5 protein-coding genes are annotated in these 2,634 nt (G+C 35.5%); all 5 read left to right on the plus strand.

Annotated elements, in window-relative coordinates; all coding sequences use genetic code 11:
* Positions 1–230, plus strand: a 230-nt coding sequence (locus CP368_RS09585) for a zinc ribbon domain-containing protein (RefSeq protein ID WP_143468325.1), incomplete at its 5' end; no start/stop codon positions are given.
* A gap of 388 nt (positions 231–618) precedes the next feature.
* On the plus strand, positions 619–1,056 hold the full coding sequence (locus CP368_RS09590; RefSeq protein ID WP_087236174.1) for a hypothetical protein: 438 nt from the start codon (positions 619–621) through the stop codon (positions 1,054–1,056).
* A gap of 161 nt (positions 1,057–1,217) precedes the next feature.
* Positions 1,218–1,787 (plus strand): peptide-methionine (S)-S-oxide reductase MsrA, encoded by a 570-nt coding sequence (gene msrA, locus CP368_RS09595; protein ID WP_087236176.1) that lies wholly within the window; start codon positions 1,218–1,220, stop codon positions 1,785–1,787.
* Positions 1,787–2,155: an ASCH domain-containing protein gene (locus CP368_RS09600; RefSeq protein ID WP_025006185.1), complete on the plus strand. Its 369-nt coding sequence runs from the start codon at positions 1,787–1,789 to the stop codon at positions 2,153–2,155. The genes msrA and CP368_RS09600 overlap by 1 nt, the downstream gene beginning before the upstream one ends.
* Positions 2,156–2,184: 29 nt before the next feature.
* A complete protein-coding gene (locus CP368_RS10930) occupies positions 2,185–2,322 on the plus strand; it encodes a VOC family protein (RefSeq protein WP_233185881.1) in 138 nt (45 codons plus the stop codon).
* Positions 2,323–2,634 lie beyond the last annotated feature (312 nt).

Here is a 2,634-nt window from a genome sequence, read left to right on the forward strand (position 1 = left end):
CAATTGATCCTAAGTACACCACCCAAAGATGCCATCAATGTGGCAGTATTATGGGACAAAATAGCTATAAGAAATTAACCCTTAAGGATCGGGAATGGACGTGCCCAATCTGTCAGACGCACCATATTCGCGATTGGAATGCGGCAGTGAATATTCTAGAAAAAGGATTAGGCAAGTGGCAGAATCCTAAAATAAAAGAAGCAGCCTTATTCGGGGCTGCAGTCCGCTAGCAACTCACGGACTCAAAAGGCTTTGGTAATTAGACGACCTCTATCGGCAATAGCCAAAAGATTATTGCTGGTAAGTCAAGTCCGTATCTAAGCAAGTTGGTGTTCTGGTTGGCGCAAGCTAACGAGCCACTAAGCCCTAGACTTCAGTCTAGGGTAGTTGACAGGTAAATAAAAATATAGAATGAATAAAATTAATATCGGTAAAATTATAAAATATAAAAACTTTTTCATGATATTTATATTATCTACTAAATCTAAGGGCGTGACTAAACCATTTAGATTATAGATGTAAGATTAAGAGGTTTAATTGAATCTTGAAAGCTTTTTTCATTGATAAAATTCTGTATAATAAAGCTTAAGCATATTAAAGGAAGTTGATTAATTAACTATGTTAAAAGAAGAGAAGAAATTTGATCAATTGGGGCAAAAATTATTTATGCAAGGCACTTTGCAAGAATTTGAAAAGAAAAATGGCCCAATTAAGGGCAGAATGGCAATTACTGAGGGTAAAATTCCGCCTGAAATGTTAAATAAATTGCAACCTGAATTAATGAAAAATCCTAAATGGAAAGTAGTCGAAGGCAGTTTTGATTTTTCAAACTATACTATTGGGATGGTAGTAGGTCTTAATCCAATCAAGCCATTGAGTGAAGGATGGCTAGTTCCTCAATTAGGTCATCCCGGTGTACAACCAGATAAGCATTGGCAGGAATTCTTTATGGAAAAAGTAATGAATTCAATTGACGAAAATGGTCATATTGATTTGCCATTGTTTACTTGGATTTCAGATAAGAATGATTTGACGAAATCTGCAAAAGATATGTAGTAAAAAAGCCATTTAGAAGGATGAAAGACCTTCTTGGGTGGCTTTTTGCATTTTATTTTAAAAAATTATGAAAAATTATTATAATCTAGTTTATAATTCGGTTTAAGAATGAAAACCGAAAAAAAACGAAAACTTCACGGAATTTAGGAGGTTATGAGAGAATGACGGAGAATAACGAACAGACGAAAATCACTGATACCAAGCTTAAAGGCGCATTAGACACGGCAATCTTTGCTGGGGGATGCTTTTGGTGCATGGTGAGTCCATTTGATAAGCTGCCCGGAATAGAAAAGGTAGTTAGTGGGTATACTGGTGGTCATGTTGCTAATCCAACTTACGAAGAAGTCTGCACGGGTAAAACTGGGCATACAGAAGCCGTTGAAATTACTTTCGATCCTGAAAAAATGCCTTATCAAAAGTTGCTTCAATATTATTGGCAGGTTACTGATCCCACGGATGCAATGGGGCAGTTCCAAGATCGTGGCGATCAATATCGTCCCGTAATTTACTATAATTCACCAGCACAGAAGGAAGCTGCGGAGAAGTCCAAACAAGAATTAGCTGAAAGCGGCAAGTTCGATGATCCGATTGTAACGCAAATTGAACCAGCTCAACCATTTTATCCAGCAGAAGAATATCACCAAGATTTCTATAAAAAAGATCCGCTTCGTTATGCAATGGAAGAAGCGGGTGGCCGAGAAAAATTTATCAAAGAACACTGGGATAAATAATGAAAGCCTTGTCTGTGCGTGGTGACTATATCATGCAGATGATTAACGGCACCAAGAAAATAGAATACCGCACGTGGAAAACTAATTATCGTGGACCAATTCTGATGTGCTCTACGGCAAAAAGAGTGCCGAATTCTGCACCAGGATATGCACTTTGCGTGATGGATCTGTATCGAATAGACTGGAATGATGTCGATCAATGCTATTATTGGTACATTAAACTTAAGAATTTGATTGATCCGATTAAAGTAAAAGGACAGCTTAAGCTTTTTAATGTTGATGATGATGTAATTATTCCAATTAAGAGCTCAGAATTTGAAAAACAAGTTATTCCATTGATTTATCGTTCCAAAAATAAACACGTTTAATAATATAACTTATGTAAAGCAGTAAAAATATGACAATTATTGCTTTGGATCATTTTGTAATTACTGTGACTGATTTAAATAAATCTAAGAATTTTTATCATGAAATTCTAGGATTGCCTATTGTTGATAAACAAAATGGCTTCGTTTCTCTTCAATGTGGTGATTAATTAATTCGACTGAGAAAAAAGACTAATGGGGTTAACGCAATTGTGGCTAAACAATTGGAAACGAGAGTTTTTGATTTTTGTCTTCAAACTGATCAACCTATTAAAAATGTGATAGCTAAGTATAAATCAAATAATCAAGAGATTATTTCGGGCCCAGTAGAGAAGCATGGTGCACATGGAAAAATGACTTCTGCTATACTAGGGATCCAGATGGAAACTTGGTCGAAGTCTGTTCTTATGAATGATTACTATATAGCTAGTACTAAACATTGAGAAAAGGTTTGTTTTTTAATATTAAAAAATGAAAAAAGC

It is taken from the genome of Lactobacillus sp. UMNPBX17 (assembly GCF_002553735.1).
GTDB classification, from domain to species: Bacteria; Bacillota; Bacilli; order Lactobacillales; family Lactobacillaceae; genus Lactobacillus; species Lactobacillus gallinarum.